The 18,013-nt window shown below is 39.4% G+C and carries 18 protein-coding genes; 8 read left to right on the forward strand and 10 right to left on the reverse strand.

Annotated features, from left to right (window positions below; translation table 11 throughout):
* The first annotated feature begins 22 nt into the window (after nucleotides 1-22).
* From CXY28_RS05095 to CXY28_RS05105, 3 genes are read left to right on the forward strand one after another with little or no spacing between them, the layout of a single operon-like run.
* On the forward strand, nucleotides 23-1,468 hold the full coding sequence (locus CXY28_RS05095; protein WP_100979786.1) for a LutB/LldF family L-lactate oxidation iron-sulfur protein: 1,446 nt from the start codon (nucleotides 23-25) through the stop codon (nucleotides 1,466-1,468).
* Complete coding sequence (locus tag CXY28_RS05100) at nucleotides 1,461-2,096, forward strand: LutC/YkgG family protein (protein WP_100974494.1); 636 nt, start codon at nucleotides 1,461-1,463, stop codon at nucleotides 2,094-2,096. Before CXY28_RS05095 ends, CXY28_RS05100 begins: the two co-directional genes overlap by 8 nt.
* 9 nt (nucleotides 2,097-2,105) lie before the next feature.
* Complete coding sequence (locus CXY28_RS05105; RefSeq protein WP_000412947.1) at nucleotides 2,106-2,564, forward strand: peroxiredoxin; 459 nt, start codon at nucleotides 2,106-2,108, stop codon at nucleotides 2,562-2,564.
* Nucleotides 2,565-2,791: 227 nt separating this feature from the next.
* Here the strand turns inward: CXY28_RS05105 and CXY28_RS08895 are convergent, their stop codons facing one another.
* Together CXY28_RS08895 and CXY28_RS05115 are read right to left on the reverse strand one after the other, a co-directional pair.
* Nucleotides 2,792-2,926, reverse strand: a complete 135-nt coding sequence (locus tag CXY28_RS08895; RefSeq protein ID WP_001222899.1) for an HP0135 family lipoprotein — start codon at nucleotides 2,924-2,926, stop codon at nucleotides 2,792-2,794.
* 78 nt (nucleotides 2,927-3,004) lie between these two features.
* The gene (locus CXY28_RS05115) at nucleotides 3,005-4,354 is read right to left on the reverse strand and encodes a class II 3-deoxy-7-phosphoheptulonate synthase (RefSeq protein WP_100979788.1); all 1,350 of its coding nucleotides are present in this window, start codon (nucleotides 4,352-4,354) and stop codon (nucleotides 3,005-3,007) included.
* Nucleotides 4,355-4,534: 180 nt separating this feature from the next.
* On the opposite strand from CXY28_RS05115, the gene CXY28_RS05120 reads away from it, so the two are divergent.
* The 3 genes from CXY28_RS05120 (at nucleotide 4,535) to CXY28_RS08615 (ending at nucleotide 7,568) form a co-directional block, all read left to right on the forward strand.
* Nucleotides 4,535-5,776 carry a serine/threonine transporter gene (locus tag CXY28_RS05120; RefSeq protein WP_100979790.1) on the forward strand — a complete coding sequence of 414 codons (1,242 nt, stop codon included), beginning with the start codon at nucleotides 4,535-4,537 and terminating at the stop codon, nucleotides 5,774-5,776.
* A complete protein-coding gene (locus tag CXY28_RS05125) occupies nucleotides 5,776-7,143 on the forward strand; it encodes an L-serine ammonia-lyase (RefSeq protein WP_100979792.1) in 1,368 nt (455 codons plus the stop codon). The genes CXY28_RS05120 and CXY28_RS05125 overlap by 1 nt, the downstream gene beginning before the upstream one ends.
* Nucleotides 7,144-7,400: 257 nt before the next feature.
* Entirely contained in the window at nucleotides 7,401-7,568 is a 168-nt protein-coding gene (locus CXY28_RS08615; RefSeq protein WP_157819745.1) for a hypothetical protein, read from the forward strand.
* 195 nt (nucleotides 7,569-7,763) lie between these two features.
* Here the strand turns inward: CXY28_RS08615 and CXY28_RS05130 are convergent, their stop codons facing one another.
* The 8 genes from CXY28_RS05130 to thrS form a co-directional block, all read right to left on the reverse strand.
* Nucleotides 7,764-8,624 carry a hypothetical protein gene (locus tag CXY28_RS05130; RefSeq protein ID WP_100979794.1) on the reverse strand — a complete coding sequence of 287 codons (861 nt, stop codon included), beginning with the start codon at nucleotides 8,622-8,624 and terminating at the stop codon, nucleotides 7,764-7,766.
* A gap of 106 nt (nucleotides 8,625-8,730) precedes the next feature.
* Nucleotides 8,731-8,910 carry a hypothetical protein gene (locus CXY28_RS08760; protein WP_080230489.1) on the reverse strand — a complete coding sequence of 60 codons (180 nt, stop codon included), beginning with the start codon at nucleotides 8,908-8,910 and terminating at the stop codon, nucleotides 8,731-8,733.
* Nucleotides 8,911-9,046: 136 nt separating this feature from the next.
* Nucleotides 9,047-9,478, reverse strand: coding sequence for a DUF1104 domain-containing protein (locus CXY28_RS05145; protein WP_100979796.1), 432 nt, complete (start codon nucleotides 9,476-9,478; stop codon nucleotides 9,047-9,049).
* 353 nt (nucleotides 9,479-9,831) lie between these two features.
* Nucleotides 9,832-10,692, reverse strand: coding sequence for an outer membrane protein (locus CXY28_RS05155; protein ID WP_100979800.1), 861 nt, complete (start codon nucleotides 10,690-10,692; stop codon nucleotides 9,832-9,834).
* Nucleotides 10,693-10,891: 199 nt separating this feature from the next.
* A complete protein-coding gene (gene rplT, locus CXY28_RS05160; RefSeq protein WP_001264177.1) occupies nucleotides 10,892-11,242 on the reverse strand; it encodes a 50S ribosomal protein L20 in 351 nt (116 codons plus the stop codon).
* Between the two features lie 93 nt (nucleotides 11,243-11,335).
* Complete coding sequence (gene rpmI / locus CXY28_RS05165; protein WP_001125542.1) at nucleotides 11,336-11,530, reverse strand: 50S ribosomal protein L35; 195 nt, start codon at nucleotides 11,528-11,530, stop codon at nucleotides 11,336-11,338.
* Nucleotides 11,511-12,122, reverse strand: coding sequence for a translation initiation factor IF-3 (gene infC, locus CXY28_RS05170; protein WP_077651934.1), 612 nt, complete (start codon nucleotides 12,120-12,122; stop codon nucleotides 11,511-11,513). The genes rpmI and infC overlap by 20 nt, the downstream gene beginning before the upstream one ends.
* The gene (gene thrS / locus CXY28_RS05175; RefSeq protein ID WP_100979802.1) at nucleotides 12,119-13,957 is read right to left on the reverse strand and encodes a threonine--tRNA ligase; all 1,839 of its coding nucleotides are present in this window, start codon (nucleotides 13,955-13,957) and stop codon (nucleotides 12,119-12,121) included. Before thrS ends, infC begins: the two co-directional genes overlap by 4 nt.
* A 357-nt stretch (nucleotides 13,958-14,314) precedes the next feature.
* Here thrS and ppsA point away from each other — a divergent pair, with 357 nt between their 5' ends.
* Nucleotides 14,315-16,747 carry a pyruvate, water dikinase gene (gene ppsA, locus CXY28_RS05185; RefSeq protein WP_100951133.1) on the forward strand — a complete coding sequence of 811 codons (2,433 nt, stop codon included), beginning with the start codon at nucleotides 14,315-14,317 and terminating at the stop codon, nucleotides 16,745-16,747.
* Nucleotides 16,748-16,843: 96 nt separating this feature from the next.
* Nucleotides 16,844-18,013, forward strand: a 1,170-nt coding sequence (locus CXY28_RS05190; protein ID WP_100979804.1) for a DUF874 family protein, incomplete at its 3' end; no start/stop codon positions are given.

An 18,013-nucleotide genomic window follows, 5' to 3' on the forward strand; every position in this document is an offset into this window, starting at 1 on the left:
AGAATTATTTTAAGGAATGATCATGGAAAAATACCATAGCGACCAAGAATACGAAGAAATCATCACCGACCAATTAGGCGATATGCAATTAAGGGAAAATTTGCGTTCTGCAATGGATACCTTAAGGGCTAATCGTAAGAATCTGATTAAAAATCGTTACAGCGAATGGGAAAATTTAAGGGAATTAGGCAAAGAAGTCAAGCTTAAAATTTTATCCAGGCTTGATGAATATTTGGAATTGTTTGAAAAAAACGCCACCAAAAACGGCTTTAAAATCCATTACGCTAAAGACGGCGATGAAGCCAATGAAATCATTTACAACCTCGCTAAAGAAAAGAATATCAAGCGCATTTTAAAGCAAAAATCCATGGCGAGCGAAGAAATTGGCTTGAACCATTACTTGAAAGAAAAGGGCATTCAAGCACAAGAAACGGATTTGGGCGAATTGATTATCCAGCTCATTAATGAACACCCTGTGCATATTGTCGTGCCGGCTATCCATAAAAACCGCAAGCAAATCGGTAAGATTTTTGAAGAAAAACTCAACGCCGCTTATGAAGAAGAGCCTGAAAAGCTTAATGCGATCGCCAGAAAGCACATGCGCAAAGAATTTGAAAGCTTTAAAATGGGGATCAGTGGGGTTAATTTCACTATCGCTAATGAGGGAGCGATCTGGTTAGTGGAAAATGAAGGCAATGGCAGAATGAGCACCACTGCATGCGATGTGCATGTCGCAATTTGTGGGATTGAAAAATTAGTAGAAAGCTTTGATGATGCGGCGATTTTAAACAATCTGCTCGCCCCAAGCGCTGTGGGTGTGCCTATCACTTGCTATCAAAACATCATCACAGGCCCCAGAAAAGAGGGCGATTTAGACGGCCCTAAAGAAGCCCACATCATTTTATTAGACAACAACCGCTCTAATATTTTGGCTGATGAAAAGTATTATCGTGCTCTTTCATGCATCCGTTGCGGGACTTGTTTGAACCACTGCCCTGTGTATGATAAAATCGGTGGGCATGCCTATCTTTCCACTTATCCTGGCCCTATAGGCGTGGTGGTATCCCCCCAACTCTTTGGCTTGAATAATTACGGGCATATCCCTAATTTGTGCAGTCTTTGTGGGCGTTGCACTGAAGTATGCCCCGTAGAAATCCCTTTAGCCGAACTCATTAGAGATTTACGAGCCGATAAAGTGGGCGAGGGCAGGGGTGTAATTAAGGGGGCTAAAAGCACCCAACACAGCGGGATGGAAAAATTCTCTATGAAAATGTTTGCCAAAATGGCAAGCGATGGGGCCAAGTGGCGTTTCCAATTGAAAATGGCTCAATTTTTCTCGCCTTTAGGCAAGCTTTTAGCTCCCATACTGCCTTTAGTCAAAGAGTGGGCGAGCGTTAGGACCTTACCCAATATGGACACGAGCTTGCATGCAAAAGTCCAGCACTTAGAAGGGGTGATTTATGAGTAAAGAGCTTATTTTAAAGCGCATTAAAGAAGCCAGAGCCAAGCATGCCATTCAAGGAGCAAACCCTATTTACAGGAATATCATTAAAGTGGAGTTTGAAGACTTGGTGGAAGAATACAAGCATTTCCAGGTGTTGAATAAAGCTGAAGTCATTGAAAGCGCTAAAGAAAATTTAGAGCAAGCAATCTTAAAGGCTTTAGAAAATTTTAAGAGCAAAAAAGTCTTACACTCTACAGATTTGAATTTGAATTTTGAAGCGTTTAAGGATTTCACTTTACAGCCCTATGATAAAGAAATTGAAGCGATGCGTGAAGAATTGTTTGAGATTGATACGGCTTTATTGCATGGGGTTTGTGGGATTTCAAGCTTGGGCATGATTGGGGCGGTTTCTTCGCATGCAAGCCCACGATTGCTTTCGCTCATCACCCTTAATTGCATTATCTTATTGAAAAAAGAATCCATTGTGCGCAATTTAAGCGAAGGCGTGCAAGCTTTAAAAAATCAAAGCCAAAACGGCGCATTGCCCACGAACATGCTCCTTATTGGCGGGCCTAGCCGGACAGCCGATATTGAATTAAAAACCGTTTTTGGGGTGCATGGGCCTCAAAAAGTCGCTATCATTCTCTACTAAAGGATAAGAATGGAAAAATTAGAAGTAGGGCAATTGGCCCCTGATTTCAGGTTGAAAAACAGCGATGGCGTAGAAATTTCTTTAAAAGATTTGCTCCATAAAAAAGTGGTGCTGTATTTCTACCCTAAAGACAACACCCCCGGATGCACTCTAGAAGCCAAAGATTTTAGCGCTCTGTTTAGTGAATTTGAAAAGAAAAACGCTGTTGTCGTAGGCATAAGCCCTGATAACGCGCAATCGCATCAAAAATTTATCAGCCAATGCTCTTTGAATGTGATTTTGCTCTGCGATGAAGATAAAAAAGCCGCCAATCTTTACAAAGCTTATGGCAAACGCATGCTTTATGGGAAGGAGCATTTGGGGATTATCCGCTCCACTTTCATTATCAACACGCAAGGCGTTTTAGAAAAATGCTTCTACAATGTCAAAGCGAAAGGGCATGCTCAAAAGGTTTTAGAGAGTTTGTAGTTTAACTCTCAAGCTTTCGCTCGTTTTAATTTTAAGCTTTTTAGCCATTCTCTCACTTTTAAAAACTTGTTTTTAAATTTCGTTTGATAATAAACTTCATAAGGGATAGGGAGTGTTTTGAAACCATTCCCTCTTAATAGCCCCTAAGATCGCTTTACAAAAAACTACCACCAGCTAGCTTTTTTATTGTGTTATTTTAAAAACGCTTTTGAGTATTTTTACAATTTTTATTTTTGTTCAGGTTGCCAAATGGTTTTTTCTGAAGGGGTGCTATCGGCTTCGTTTTGTAAGATTTGTTTTTTAGTTTCGTGGCAAGCCACAAACAATAACGCTAAAATTACAGCTAAAAGAGAAATTCTCATTTCAAGCTCCTTTGAATATTAAAATGCTTACGATAATTATAAAGTAAAAGAGTTAAAGATAGATTAATCTCTTTTTAACTAATCGCGTTGTTTTTTAAGCATGTCAGCGATTAAGAAAGCGAGTTCTAGGGCTTGGGTGGCGTTTAGTCTTGGATCGCATTGCGTATAGTAATGGCAACTCAAACCCTCTTCGGTGATCGCTTGCGAGCCACCGATACATTCTGTAACATTTTCACCTGTCATTTCCAAATGAACCCCTGAAGCCAAACTCCCTTCAGCCCTATGGATTTCAAAAAAGCTTTTCACTTCATCTAACACGCTATCAAAAGCCCTTGTTTTAACCCCCAAGCTGGTTTTGACCGTGTTGCCATGCATGGGATCAATGCTCCATAAAATATGGCGTTTTTCTTTCAACACCCCTTGTAAAAGCTTAGGCAAGCGCTCTTTAATCATCTTAGAACCCATGCGCACGATCAAATTCAAACGCCCCTTAATGTTGTGCGGGTTTAAAACATCGCACAATTCTAACACTTCGCTCACGCTCGCATTAGGCCCGATTTTCACGCCAATAGGGTTACAAACCCCCCTTAAAAACTCCACATGCGCACCCTTAGGATCTCTTGTCCTTTCGCCAATCCACAGCATGTGCGCAGAGCAGTCATAAAACTGGTTAGTCAAACTATCCTTACGCACCAAAGGCTCTTCATAATGGAGCAGTAACGCTTCGTGGCTGGTGTAAAATTCCACTTCCCTAAGAATAGGCGTTTTTTCTATCTCCACCCCACACGCTTGCATGAACCCTAAAGCTTGCGTGATCCGGTCAGCGATTTGCTGGTATTTTTGCCCAAAGTCGTTGTTTTTGACAAAATCCAAATTGAAACGATGCACTTGTTCCAAATCCGCTAACCCGCCTTGGGCAAAAGCTCTGATAAGGTTTAAAGTCGCTACGCTTTGATGGTAGGCTTTAAGCATTCTTTCAGGATTTGGTTCTCTTTCTTTTTTGGAAATCCCATTGATAATATCCCCTCTGTAACTCAACACTTCTTCATTATCCAGCATTTCAGTCGCATTGGAGCGAGGCTTGGCAAATTGCCCGGCAATGCGCCCCACTTTCACAATCGGTATAGAGCCAGCAAAAGTTAAGACAATCGCCATTTGCATCATCACTTTAAACATGTCTCTAATCCGGTTAGCGCTAAATTGAGAAAACGACTCCGCACAATCGCCCCCTTGCAACAAAAACGCCTTATTGTCAATGACTTGGGCTAAACGCTCTTGCAAATTCCTCGCTTCGCCAGCAAACACTAAGGGAGGGTAAGAGCGTAATTCTTTTTTGACCCTTTCTAATTCTTGCTTATCTTTATAAGTGGGGTGTTGCTCTATCTTAAAAGAATGCCATGAAGTGGGCGACCAAGTTGTGTTTGACATTTCTATAATCCTTTATTAATCTTTTTTTAAGCGTTATTATAGCTTGTGAGGGTTAAATCGTGGATTTTAGAAAATAAATGCACGCTCAAAACCACCCCTTAATCTCAAAAAACCCCAATCATAAAAAGCTTTATGCTACAATGAGAACTCTTTAACACGATACAAGGGCGGTTTAATAGCATGGCACAAGAAAAAGCAGTTCCAAGAGATCCTAAAAAACTCAATTTGTTTGATTTGCGTTGGATGGTGTCTTTATTTGGCACGGCGGTGGGGGCTGGGATTTTATTTTTGCCTATTAGAGCCGGTGGGCATGGGATATGGGCTATTGTGGTAATGAGCGCAATCATCTTCCCTTTAACTTATCTGGGGCATAGGGCTTTAGCTTATTTCATAGGATCTAAAGATAAAGAAGACATTACCATGGTCGTTCGCTCTCATTTTGGCGCTCAATGGGGTTTTCTTATCACTTTGCTTTATTTCTTTGCGATTTATCCTATTTGCTTGGTTTATGGGGTGGGTATCACGAATGTGTTTGATCATTTTTTCACTAACCAGTTGCATTTAGCGCCTTTTCATCGGGGCTTACTGGCTGTGGTATTAGTCTCTTTAATGATGTTGGTAATGGTTTTTAACGCTACGATTGTTACGCGCATTTGTAACGCTTTAGTGTATCCTTTATGCTTGATTTTATTGCTTTTTTCTTTGTATCTTATCCCTTATTGGCAAGGCGCTAATCTTTTTGTGGTGCCGAGTTTTAAAGAATTTGTGTTAGCGATTTGGCTAACCTTACCGGTGCTTGTGTTTTCATTCGACCATAGCCCCATCATTTCAACCTTCACCCAAAACGTGGGAAAAGAATACGGCGCTTTCAAAGAGTATAAACTCAATCAAATTGAATTAGGGACATCGCTGATGCTTTTAGGGTTTGTGATGTTTTTTGTGTTTTCGTGCGTCATGTGCTTGAATGCTGATGATTTTGTGAAAGCAAGGGAACAAAATATCCCCATTTTAAGCTATTTGGCTAACACTTTAAACAACCCTTTAATCAATTATGCGGGGCCTGTGGTGGCTTTTTTAGCGATTTTTTCATCTTTTTTTGGGCATTATTATGGGGCTAAGGAGGGTTTAGAAGGCATTATTATTCAAAGTTTAAAATTGAAAAAAGCTTCTAAAACCTTGAGTATTAGCGTAACGATTTTTTTATGGCTGACTATCACGCTTGTGGCTTATATTAACCCCAATATCTTGGATTTTATTGAAAATTTAGGCGGCCCCATTATCGCACTCATTCTGTTTGTGATGCCCATGATAGCGTTTTATAGCGTTTCTAGTTTGAAGCGTTTTAGAAACTTCAAAGTGGATATTTTTGTGTTTGTCTTTGGGAGCTTGACGGCTTTGAGCGTGTTTTTAGGACTATTTTAATGGCTAGTTTTTCTATTTTATCCATTTTTAAAATCGGCGTGGGGCCTAGCTCTTCACACACTATAGGGCCTATGGAAGCGGGAGCGAGATTTTGCGAGTCGTTAAAAGATGTTTTAGAGCAGGTTATGCACATTCAAATCACCTTGCATGGCTCATTAGCCTTGACCGGTAAAGGGCATTTGAGCGATGAGGCGGTTTTAATTGGCTTGCATGGTATTTATGCTAACGAATTGGAGGTAACAACCAAAAAAGCCTTATTGCATGAGGTGTTTGAAAACAAAGTTTTAAAACTCGCTAACCAGCATCGCATTCATTTTGATTATTCTAAAGATTTGATTTTTGACAATAAGCCTTTAGCCAGACACCAAAACGCTCTCATTCTAAAAGCTTTTAACGCTAAAAATAAGGTTTTAAAAGAAGAGACTTATTATTCTGTTGGTGGAGGGTTTGTCTATACTGAAAAAGAATTAGACAACTTGTCTGAAGAGGATGGGAATGAAAGCATTGCCTATGATTTTTCAAGCGCTAAAGAATTGCTAGAATTATGCCAAAAACACCAAAAAAACATCGCTGAAATCGTGCGTTTGAGAGAAGACGCCCTGAAAAACCGCCCTGATGCAACGATGACTAAAATCTATCATGCGATGCTTGAGTGTTATGATAATGGGGTTAATTCTAAAGAAAGGTATCTGCCTGGTTCTTTGAGAGTAACACGATTAGCCCCAAGCATTAAAACGCGTTTAGAAAAGCACCCCACAAGCGGGAAAGACCCCTTAGCCTTGATTGATTACATTTCGCTTTACGCTCGCGCCATTGCTGAAGAAAACGCTAGCGGAGGAAAGGTGGTAACCGCCCCCACTAATGGAGCGTGCGCGGTGGTGCCAAGCGTGCTTTTATACGCTAAAAACCATTTGTTTGAAAATTTATCGCAAAAATCTATCAATGATTTTTTACTCACTAGTGCGGCGATTGGCTATCTTTACAAGAAAAACGCTTCCTTGAGCGGCGCAGAAGCGGGGTGTCAGGCTGAAATTGGCGTGGCAAGCTCTATGGCTGCGGGGGGGTTAGCTCATTTGTGCCAAGCGACCACGCAACAGGTTTTAATCGCTAGTGAAATCGCTATGGAACACCATTTAGGATTGACATGCGATCCGGTGGGGGGCTTGGTGCAAATCCCTTGCATTGAACGCAATGTTTTAGGAGCGATCAAAGCGATCAGCGCTTCTAAACTGGCTTTAGAAGATGAATACAAGCCTAAAGTGAGCCTAGATGAAGTGATCGCTACGATGTATGCGACCGGAAAAGACATGAATGAAAAATACAAAGAGACTTCGTTAGGGGGATTAGCTAAGACTTTAGAATGCTAAGGGATAGCCCTCAACTTTTAGGGCTTTAAATTCAAAATAAAAAGGCTTTGTTTTTAACAAATACAAATAAGCCCTATCCAACTTTAATATCCTTCAAAAATTTTTAAACATAGGGTCTAAAGCGTTCTTTCATTGTTTTGGATTTCATTTTTATAGCAAAACTCATTAAGTTTATTCAAGCTCATAAGGGGATAGGAGGCCTTTTGAAATAACTCTCCCCAACCCCAAAACTCCCCATAACCCTATAAAAGCGCGTCATGAGAAACTATCGCTCGCTTAGCTCTTTTATTTTGATTGTAAAAAACACTCAAAGGTATCAATGCCAATACTCCATTAAAATTTTTATAGGCTTTATAAAATGCGTTGGAATGTCTGAGATTGTGTTTAACTCTGTCAATCGCTATATTTCAAAGATTTTTGCGTAACAAAACCTTAAGCTTACCGCAAAAAAACCAAAAAGCTTGAAGTCTAAAGATTTTAAAAAAGCGGTGGTTTTTAAAAAGATAGCTTAAAACATAGGATAGAGTGATAGGGAGCTAAAAGCCCAAATATAAAGCCTAAAAAGGAGTGCTTAAGAGATTTGTTGAAAGCCCCCCAAAAAGGTAAGCTAGGCTATTTTGCTATTTTTCAGACTTGCTAGAGTCGCTAATTTGCTTTTCAAACTCTTGTTGCAAGGCTTGTTGTTGCCTTTCTTTCTTTGAAAGGCGGCGTTTTTTCTTGGGCTTTTTCTCTTTGTTTGAAGAAGTCTCTGGCTCTTTTGAAGCTGTTTCTTTGAGCGCGTTAGCATTGGTCGTAGAATCTAGATCCGAATTAGAAGCGTTCTGTGTCCTCTTAGAAGAGCTTATAAATTCAGGGCTATCAGTATGGCTTTCAAGCTCCTCACTGCCTCTCTTTTGAAACGCTGCATTAGTGTCTTTCTCAGCTTGATCTTCCATTTTTTTAAGAGTGAGTGCATCCACTTTTCTAGCCTTTTCTTTTTGGCTTATCCTAACCATGCTGATCAAATACTTGATATACCCATCATACATGTCCCCAAACTGCTCATGCAAAGCCCCAAAATCCGAGCCTTTGTAAAGCCAGTTAAACAAAGGGAGTGAAAGCTCTGTCCCTAAGTCTTTAAGCACATGTTTATAAAACTTCTCCCTGTCATTCACCACAAAAGAAACCTTGCCATTTCTATGCTCATAATAACAAATCTTTTGATCCACACAACTTTCCAAACTCCCCTTAAAGAAAGCTCCAAAAGCGGATAAGTCGCCCTTACTCATCTTGGTTTCAGAATACTGGTTAAAATTCTTCACGCGCTCTTTTTCCAAATTAACCATACTCTTTAAAACCCTCTTGCGATCTTTTTTCACATTCCCTGTGGAGCTTTCAGAAAACATAATATTGGGATCAATTGTGGTGTTAATAGTGGCAGAATCCGTTTCTGCTCTCAACAAAAAAGTCGTAGCTACTAAAAAAAATAAAATCCGCTTCACACCAAACTCCTAATTAAAATATATAACCGCAACAAAATATAGATACTGTTCTTCATAAAAGCTCTCTTTTGAATCTTCTTCCATTGATAAAATGATAAAAAACCACCTAGAATTCAAGCTGTTTTAGCCATCTTAAAATACAGACTTTCAAAGGGTCTTTACTATTGGGTATGATACTATAAATATCCAAAAAATACAAACATTCCAAAAACTTTAACTCTAAAAAATTGGCATGCCCTTCACAGCTAAAGGATTTTAAGAGTAGCAAAGCCCACCCACCAAGCAAATAGCCTTTATTTTAAGTGCCCAAACGCTATGACAGAATTATAACAAAAAAAAACGCCTTATATCCCCATAGCCAAAAGCTAGGGATTTACGGCGTGGTTTCACAAAAATCAAAAAAAGTTAGCACACCTTAAGCGTTAATGCTTATGATGGCTTGGTTTTTTCCCTTTTTTTCCTTTTTTTTCATGATCATGAAAAGGGCCTTCACATGCACAATCGTGCAAATCTAGCCCCTCTTCACGATATTCTTTCATGGTCATTGTTTTCTTTTTGTTAGCAATCACTTCAAGAATTTCTTTTTTACGCTTGTTGCGATCTTCTTGGCTTAAAGAAGCTAAATTCTTATCCATCGCTTTCTTAAAATCCGCTTTATAATTTTTACGATCTTCTTCTTTCATCACCGCTAATCGCTTATTGACTTCTGCGCGAAACTCTGGAACTTCGCTAGGAGCGACTTTCCCTGCTTGCTCTAATAGTTGCTTATCATTCATGCTCTTAAAATCGCTCGCATTCAAAAAAAGCCCTAAAAAAGTCCCTGTAAATAATAAAGAAAACGCCAATTTTTTCATCAAATGCTCCCAATTCAAAAATAAGAAATAAATTCTATCATCTGATTGATTAAAGATAACTTATAGCGCTTTAATAGCCAATTGATTTTTAGATTTTATGATCAGCACTCCATTAAAACAGCTAACCTATATTCCCTATCATTATTTTCAAAAATAATCAATTCATTTTTGATTTTTCAAAGATTTGTTTGTGTGCGGTTGTTGGTAAGTTCAATTGCTTGTAAGGATTGCGATTTCATTTTTGCCAAGCGGTCGTATTGATTTTTTAAAGTCTTTGATACAGGAAAATCATAAAAGGCCACAAAGAGCAAAAGCCCTTTTCTATACCCCCATAAGATTAGCCCTAAAACACCTTAAAAGCTTACAATGTAACGCCAATAAAAGGCGTAGGGGCGGTGGAAAGTGAATCTATAAGTAACCCCTTCAGGAACATTATCCGCACTAGCGGTATAATAATTGTTGCGAATGGTTTGGATTTTCAAGCCAATTTCAAAACCTTGGTGTTTCGTGCCTAAGCGGATCCCACCATTCACTAAGACTTGGAAATTTGATGGGTGGAAACTCCCTCTATACTCTTCAGCTAAGTCCTTAAAATAATAGTTTGTTGGACCCCAAGAGGTACCGCCGATCGCAACGCCCAAGAAAAACCCAAAATGCAAGTTCTCACGATTGAAAATAGCTGGGTTAAACAACACATCTGTGCCAGCCCCATAGCCAAACATGAAACTTTGAGAACCCTTGCGAGCGTCTCTCATGCCATAATCATTATAAGTGTAATACTTATAATAAGAGCTTGCAAAATCAAAGAACCCGTAATAACGCATTCCAAATTGCGGGGATTTCTTAAAAAAATGCTTATACCCTACAACAAACCCAAAACCATTGATAGCGTATTGTTGGTTGCTTAAGCCTTTATACCCACGAGTCCCTAGAGCGCCATGAGTAAGCCCTCCTGTTGGGTTTGACGCTGTAGGCATGTTAGGCGTATTAGAGCCGTAAGCCCCACTTTGATTACCATTACAATTCCCATGGGAACAATTTTGAGCGGTAGTGCTGAGCATACCCAACTGGTAATCAATCCCTATAAAAGCAGCATTTCTTTCACCTTTTTTGGTAGGGCTAGTCTTAATAGCTTTTTCTTGCTTAGGGGTCTCTGCTGACAATAAGCTTGTCATTGCTAGAGAGATAGCACCTACTATAACAGATTTCTTCATGTATTCCTTCCTTCTACATTTTCTCTACTTGAGTTCTAAATGCTACATTCTACTATAAAATTGCTTTCTTTTTGATTAAATATAGCGATTGAATGAGAATAAATTGAAACAAAAATCAATTTTAGGAACTTTTTAGTAAAAATTCCTAAATTCTCTCACCTTTTTTAGGCTAAAACTAAAACCTAACAGCCAATAGAGATTAAAGATGCTCTTTCACGCTCTCTAACACGCTTGTAAAAGCTTGCATGTCATTCATCGCCATGTCTGCTAAAACCTTGCGATCTAATTCAATGTTAGCCACTTTTAGGGCATGCATGAAGCGCGAATAACTTGTATTGTGCATTCTGCAAGCCGCATTAATCCTTACCACCCACAAACTCCTGAACTCTCTTTTCTTTTGTTTGCGATCCCTAAAGGCGTAATACATGCTTCTTTCAAGCTGTTCTTTAGCCTTTCTAAAATGCTTTCTTCTGCCACTATAAAACCCTCTAGCGAGTTTTAAGACTTTTTTATGGCGTCTTCTGCGCACAACGCCTGTTTTAACTCTCATTTCTTTACCTTTCTTTTTAAAATATTTTTAGGTGCGTTTTTCAAACGACTTTCCCTTAAATAAGGGGTTAACTCCACTTTCTAATGAGCATTCCTAAGCCCTGCAAAGCAACGACATGACAGAATGCGCGTTAGTGTGATGCACATGTTTTGGCGCGTTTAGATTGGCTTTGCGCTTAGGGCTTTTTTTAGTCAAAATATGGCTTTTAAAAGCACTGCCACGCTTAATCAAGTTTTTTTTAACTTTGAAACGCTTAGACGCGCCGCGATTAGTCTTCATTTTTGGCATGATTTTCTCCTTTCATAAGGTTAATACGATTAAAAGGCGGGTTATTTTCTTTGGTTTTCTTTTCGTTTTTGGGGGCTTCTTTAGCCTTAGGCACAAACATCCACGAAACAAAACGCCCCTCGGTTTTTGGCTCTTTTTCAGGGTTGGCTAAATCTTGCATCATCGTTTGGACTCTAAAAAGCACATCAAGCCCGGCTTTTGAGTTTTGGCTCTCCCTACCCTTTAAGACCACTTTGAATTTGACATGCTTATTGGCTTCAATAAATTCTCTCGCATGCTTGACTTTGTAGTTAATATCGTTTTGCGCGATTTGAGTGGAAAGCTTGATCTCTTTGATTTCAATTTGCTTTTGCTTTTTCTTGGCTTCCTTGATTTTCTTTTCATTTTGGTAGCGGAATTTATTATAATCCATCACCTTACACACAGGGGGTTTCGCGCTCGCTGAAATCAAAACCAAATCCAAACCTAAATTTTGAGCGATTTTTAGCGCTTCTTTAGAAGAAATAATCCCATACACTTCGCCATCATCGCCCACGCAACGCACTTCTTTAAAATTAATGTCTCCGTTTAACAACACTTCGCTTCTACTCAAAAACTAACCTCTTGCATCTTAGATTCAACCATGTTTAAAAACTCCTTTAAGGGCATTTTATACTGAGCTTGTTTTTCTCTGTCTCTAATGGATAAAATTTCGGTCTCCATTTCCTCATTCCCTAGAACTAAAATCATAGGGATTTTTTGCTTTTCGGCTAAGCGCACCTTTTTATTCAAGCTGTCGTTTTTATCCAACACTTCTACAAAAATATCGCGCTTTTTTAATTCCTCTTTTAATTTCAAAGCAAAAACATGATGCTCTTCATTAATAGGAATGAGAGCGATTTGAGTGGGCGCGACAAAGAAAGGGAAATTCCCTCCAAAATGTTCGCTCAAAATCGCAATGAACCTTTCAAACGAGCCTAAAATCGCCCTATGGATCATCACCGGCTGTTCAGCGTGATTGTGTTCATTAGTGAAAGCGAGTTTGAAGCGTTCAGGCAAATTCATATCCACTTGAATCGTGCCACACTGCCATTTACGCTTTAAGGCGTCAGTGATTTTAATGTCAATCTTAGGCCCATAGAAAGCCCCTCCTCCTTCATCAATCTTATAATCAATGCGGTGCTCTTTTAGGGCTTCTTTTAAAGCGCTAGTGGCCTTTTCCCAAACTTCATCATCGCCTATGGATTTAGCCGGCCTTGTGGATAATTCCATTTCATAGCTAAAACCAAACGCTTGCATGATCTTATGCGTAAAATCTAAAATTGCACTCACTTCGCTTTGGATCTGTTCAAAAGAGCAAAAAATATGTGCATCATCTTGGGTAAATTCCCTAACCCTTAAAAGCCCATGCAACACGCCGCTTTTTTCATGCCGATGCACCACGCCGTATTCATAAAACCTTAAGGGCAAATCTCTGTAGCTGTGCAAAGCGCTTTGATAGACTTTAATATGCCCCACGCAATTCATGGGCTTTATGCCGTATTCTTGCTCATCAATCGTGGTGAAATACATGTTTTCTTTATAGTTGTCATAATGCCCGCTGATTTTCCACACATCGCTCTTTAAAATCTCAGGGCCTTTAACCGGCTCATAGCCTCTTAAAAGTAACGCTTGACTCAATAAATCTTCAATGCGTTTCCTAAGCCTTGCCCCTTTAGGCAGCCATAAAGGTAAGCCCGCCCCTATCTCATCATCAAAGCTAAAAAGCCCTAGCTCCACGCCTAGCTTTCTGTGATCTCGTTTTTTTGCTTCTTCTATTTGGAAAAGATAGTCTTTTAAACCCTCTTTGGTGGCAAAAGCGATGCCATAGATTCTAATGAGCATTTCATTGTTTTCATCGCCGCCCAAATAAGCCCCAGCCAATTTAGTGAGCTTGAAATGGTTTAAAAAACGGGTGTTTGGGAGGTGTGGCCCCTTACACAAATCTTCAAAATCGCCTTGTTGGTACACGCCAAATATATCGCCACTGATTTTACTCATCACCGCATGCTTTAATTCATCGCCCTTAAAACGCTCCAAAGCTTGCTCTCTGGTTAAAACCTCTTTAGTGATAGCGAGCTTTGACTTCGCAAATTCTTTCATTTTCGCTTCAATTTTAGGCAAATCCTCTTCGCTGATTTTTGAAGCGGTCTTGAAATCGTAATAAAACCCCTCTTCTACCACAGGGCCTACAAAAAATTTCGCGTCCGGATAAAGGGCTTTCAAGCTTTGCGCAAGCAAATGCGCGCATGAATGCCTGATCACTTCTAAAGCCAAAGGCGAATCATCAAAATATACCGGCTCACTCCCTTTTAACGCTTTAATCCCATCGCTCAGCCCTAAGACTTTCGCGCTCTCTAAATCTATTATTTGCTCGTCTTTATAAACAGCAATCAGTTCCGCACTCATTCTTTAAAACTTATGTTTCCTTTCTTATAAACCTTAAAATTTAGCAATCTTTTGAGCCAAACCCGCATTGCACTTGCGAATCCACTTTCTCAGCTTTAGGGTCGCTCATAGGCTTTAAACACGCTTGTAAAAATACCATACAAAACAAATTCAACAATAACCGCCTATACAAAACCACCCTTTCTATTCAAAAATACCTAACTAACCGCTCATTATACAATAAAATCATAAACCAAAAAGAATACACCCCTTATTAGAAAGCTTAGAATACAAACTAGCTAAAACTAAAGCTCTATCATGCTATCATTATTATATTTTATGTTTTAAGAGACTTAATGATCATTTTAAGGGAGTTTTGTGCGATATATCAAGTTTTTCAAAGAGTTGAACAATAAGAATGTGAATCTGGTTGGGGGCAAGAACGCTAGCATTGGCGAGATGTTTCAAGAACTAGTGCCAATTGGTATTAAAGTGCCTGATGGTTTTGCGATCACCAGCGAAGCGTATTGGTATCTTTTAGAGCAAGGGGGGGCTAAACAAAAAATCATAGAACTTTTAGAAAATGTAGATGCCACGGAAATTGATGTGTTAAAAATCCGCTCCAAACAAATCAGAGAGCTTATTTTTGGCACGCCTTTTCCTAGCGATTTGAGAGATGAGATTTTTCAAGCTTATGAGATTTTAAGCCAGCAATACCACATGAAAGAAGCCGATGTGGCGGTAAGGAGTTCCGCTACTGCAGAAGACTTGCCGGACGCTTCTTTTGCTGGGCAGCAAGACACTTATTTAAACATTAAGGGTAAAACAGAATTGATCCACTATATCAAATCCTGTTTAGCGTCGCTTTTTACCGATAGAGCGATTAGTTATAGAGCGAGTCGTGGGTTTGATCATTTAAAAGTCGCGCTCAGTGTGGGGGTGCAAAAAATGGTGCGAGCGGATAAAGGCAGCGCAGGCGTGATGTTTTCTATTGACACTGAAACCGGTTTTAAAGACGCGGTGTTTATCACTTCAGCGTGGGGGTTGGGCGAAAATGTGGTGGGCGGCACGATAAACCCTGATGAATTTTATGTGTTTAAGCCCACTTTAGAGCAAAACAAACGCCCCATTATCAAACGCCAACTCGGCAATAAAACGCAAAAAATGGTCTATGCCCCAAGGGGTAGCGAACACCCCACTAGAAACATTAAAACCACCAAAAAAGAATGGCAATCCTTTTCATTGAGCGATGAAGACGTGCTGATTTTAGCCAAATACGCCATTGAAATTGAAAAACATTACTCTAAAGAAGCCAAACAATACCGCCCTATGGATATAGAATGGGCTAAAGATGGCGAGAGCGGGGAAATCTTTATCGTTCAAGCGCGCCCAGAAACCGTTCAAAGCCAAAAAACTAAAGAAGAAAGTCAAGTCTTTGAAAAATTCAAATTCAAAAACCCTAACGAAAAAAAAGAAATTATCTTACAAGGCAGAGCGATTGGGAGTAAAATCGGCTCAGGGAAAGTGCGCATCATCAACGATTTGGAGCACATGAATTCTTTTAAAGAGGGCGAAATTTTAGTTACGGATAACACCGACCCAGATTGGGAGCCTTGCATGAAAAAAGCGAGTGCGGTTATCACCAATCGTGGGGGGCGCACTTGCCATGCTGCTATTGTGGCTAGAGAAATTGGCGTGCCAGCCATTGTTGGGGTGAGCGGGGCGACTGATAGCCTTTATACCGGCATGGAAATCACGGTTTCTTGCGCTGAGGGTGAAGAGGGCTATGTGTATGCGGGCATTTATGAGCATGAAATTGAAAGGGTGGAGCTTTCTAACATGCAAGAAACTCAAACAAAAATTTATATTAATATTGGAAACCCTGAAAAAGCTTTCAGCTTTTCTCAGCTCCCTAATCACGGCGTAGGGCTGGCTAGAATGGAAATGATTATTTTAAATCAAATCAAAGCCCACCCTTTAGCTTTAGTGGATTTGCACCACAAAAAAAGCGTGAAAGAAAAAAATGAAATTGAAAACCTCATGGCAGGCTATGCTAACCCTAAAGATTTTTTTGTGAAAAAAATCGCTGAAGGCATTGGCATGATCAGCGCGGCGTTTTACCCTAAACCTGTAATTGTAAGGACTAGCGATTTCAAATCCAACGAATACATGCGCATGCTTGGCGGCTCTAGCTATGAACCCAATGAAGAAAACCCCATGCTTGGTTATAGGGGGGCTAGTCGGTATTATTCAGAAAGCTATAATGAAGCGTTTTCGTGGGAGTGTGAAGCTTTAGCGTTAGTGAGAGAAGAAATGGGCTTAACGAACATGAAAGTGATGATCCCTTTTTTGCGCACCATTGAAGAGGGTAAAAAAGTCCTAGAAATCTTAAGAAAAAACAATTTAGAATCCGGTAAAAACGGGCTTGAAATTTATATCATGTGCGAATTGCCGGTGAATGTCATTTTGGCTGATGATTTCTTAAGCTTGTTTGATGGCTTTTCTATTGGATCAAACGATTTAACCCAGCTCACTTTAGGCGTGGATAGAGACAGCGAATTAGTCAGCCATGTCTTTGATGAAAGGAATGAAGCGATGCTAAGAATGTTTAAAAAAGCGATTGAAGCTTGTAAAAGGCACAACAAATATTGCGGGATTTGCGGGCAAGCCCCAAGCGATTACCCTGAAGTGACAGAGTTTTTGGTCAAAGAGGGCATCACTTCCATTTCTTTAAACCCTGATAGCGTGATCCCCACTTGGAACGCTGTAGCCAAGTTAGAAAAAGAATTGAAAGAACATGGCTTAACTTGATAATAAATGGGTTAATCTAACTTGAGTGGGTTTTTCGTATTAGTTTCCATGATATAATTTAGAAAAGTGGGATTGTTTTTTGAAAAAAGGTTGGTAATGGAATCAGTAAAAACAGGAAAAACAAATAAAGTTGGCAAAAACACAGAGACAGCTAACACAAAGGCAAGCAAAGAGACTCATTTTAAACAAGCGAACGCCATTACAAATATAATCAGATCGATTGGTGGGTTTTTTACAAAGATTATGAAGAGGGTTAGAGAACTTGTAAAAAAACACCCCAAGAAAAGCAAGGCGGCATTAGTAGTGTTAACCCATGTTGCATGCAAGAGGGCAAAAGAATTAGACGATAAAGTCCAAGATAAATCCAAACAAGCTGAAAAAGAGAATCAAATCAATTGGTGGAAATATTCAGGACTCACAATAGCGACAAGTTTATTATTAGCCGCTTGTAGCGTTGGTGATACTGATAAACAAATAGAACTAGAACAAGAAAAACAGAAGGCAAATAAGAGTGGGATAGAGTTAGAACAAGAAAGACAGAAAACAGAACAAGAAAGACAGAAGACAAATAAGAGTGAGATAGAGTTAGAACAAGAAAGACAGAAAACAAACAAGAGTGGGATAGAACTCGCTAATAGTCAAATAAAAGCAGAACAAGAAAGACAAAAGACAGAACAAGAAAAACAAAAAGCAAATAAGAGTGAGATAGAGTTAGAACAGCAAAAACAAAAGACAATTAATACACAAAGAGATTTGATTAAAGAACAGAAAGATTTCATTAAAGAAACAGAACAAAATTGCCAAGAAAAACATGGCCAATTGTTTATTAAAAAAGCAAGAATTAAGACCGGTATTACTACTGGCATTGCTATAGAAATAGAAGCTGAATGCAAAACCCCTAAACCTACAAAAACCAACCAAACCCCTATCCAGCCAAAACACCTTCCAAACTCTAAACAACCCCGCTCTCAAAGAGGATCAAAAGCGCAAGAGCTTATCGCTTATTTGCAAAAAGAGCTAGAATCTCTGCCCTATTCACAAAAAGCTATCGCTAAACAAGTGAATTTTTACAGGCCAAGTTCTATCGCTTATTTAGAACTAGACCCTAGAGATTTTAACGTTACAGAAGAATGGCAAAACGAAAATTTAAAAATACGCTCTAAAGCTCAAGCTAAAATGCTTGAAATGAGGCATTTAAAACCAGACCCACAAGCCCACCTTTCAACCTCTCAAAGCCTTTTGTTCGTTCAAAAAATATTTGCTGAT

The sequence above is a fragment of the Helicobacter pylori genome (assembly GCF_002832345.1).
Taxonomy (GTDB): Bacteria; Campylobacterota; Campylobacteria; order Campylobacterales; family Helicobacteraceae; genus Helicobacter; species Helicobacter pylori_CP.

What these genes read in the sequence shown, in the direction of transcription:
- CXY28_RS05095 (WP_100979786.1), top strand. Translation starts at nt 23, where the DNA reads ATGGAAAAATACCATAGCGACCAAGAATACGAAGAAATCATCACCGAC.
- rpmI (WP_001125542.1), bottom strand. Translation starts at nt 11,530, where the DNA reads ATGCCAAAAATGAAGACTAATCGCGGCGCGTCTAAGCGTTTCAAAGTT.
- CXY28_RS05105 (WP_000412947.1), top strand. Translation starts at nt 2,106, where the DNA reads ATGGAAAAATTAGAAGTAGGGCAATTGGCCCCTGATTTCAGGTTGAAA.
- CXY28_RS05155 (WP_100979800.1), bottom strand. Translation starts at nt 10,692, where the DNA reads ATGAAGAAATCTGTTATAGTAGGTGCTATCTCTCTAGCAATGACAAGC.
- CXY28_RS05125 (WP_100979792.1), top strand. Translation starts at nt 5,776, where the DNA reads ATGGCTAGTTTTTCTATTTTATCCATTTTTAAAATCGGCGTGGGGCCT.
- CXY28_RS08895 (WP_001222899.1), bottom strand. Translation starts at nt 2,926, where the DNA reads ATGAGAATTTCTCTTTTAGCTGTAATTTTAGCGTTATTGTTTGTGGCT.
- CXY28_RS05115 (WP_100979788.1), bottom strand. Translation starts at nt 4,354, where the DNA reads ATGTCAAACACAACTTGGTCGCCCACTTCATGGCATTCTTTTAAGATA.
- rplT (WP_001264177.1), bottom strand. Translation starts at nt 11,242, where the DNA reads ATGAGAGTTAAAACAGGCGTTGTGCGCAGAAGACGCCATAAAAAAGTC.
- CXY28_RS08615 (WP_157819745.1), top strand. Translation starts at nt 7,401, where the DNA reads ATGAGAAACTATCGCTCGCTTAGCTCTTTTATTTTGATTGTAAAAAAC.
- CXY28_RS05100 (WP_100974494.1), top strand. Translation starts at nt 1,461, where the DNA reads ATGAGTAAAGAGCTTATTTTAAAGCGCATTAAAGAAGCCAGAGCCAAG.
- thrS (WP_100979802.1), bottom strand. Translation starts at nt 13,957, where the DNA reads ATGAGTGCGGAACTGATTGCTGTTTATAAAGACGAGCAAATAATAGAT.
- CXY28_RS05120 (WP_100979790.1), top strand. Translation starts at nt 4,535, where the DNA reads ATGGCACAAGAAAAAGCAGTTCCAAGAGATCCTAAAAAACTCAATTTG.
- CXY28_RS05145 (WP_100979796.1), bottom strand. Translation starts at nt 9,478, where the DNA reads ATGAAAAAATTGGCGTTTTCTTTATTATTTACAGGGACTTTTTTAGGG.